General features: G+C 57.3%; 1 protein-coding gene. It reads left to right on the forward strand.

Going from position 1 to position 255, the window contains the following annotated elements; genetic code table 11:
* The coding region (locus SCA31_RS24455) for a ferric reductase-like transmembrane domain-containing protein (protein ID WP_410699570.1) at positions 1-255 on the forward strand (255 nt) is incomplete at both ends.

Genomic DNA, 255 nt, shown 5'->3' on the forward strand with positions numbered 1-255 from the left:
CCTGCTGTGGCTTCTCGCCGATGATTTCTCGAGCGCACTCCAGGCGTTTCGTGCCTTGCAGCTATCGATGATCAACTTCACCGGCATTCTCGCCATCGGGTGCATGAGTGCCGGCATGCTTCTCGCGATGCGGCCGGCCCGTGTTGAACCGTTTCTGGGCGGTCTCGACAAGACGTACCGTCTTCACAAATGGCTTGGTATCAGTGCGCTGGTGCTAGCCATAGTTCATTGGCTCTGGGTCAAGTTGCCGAATTG

Source organism: Chryseobacterium sp. SIMBA_028, assembly GCF_046535285.1.
Classification (GTDB): Bacteria; Bacteroidota; Bacteroidia; order Flavobacteriales; family Weeksellaceae; genus Chryseobacterium.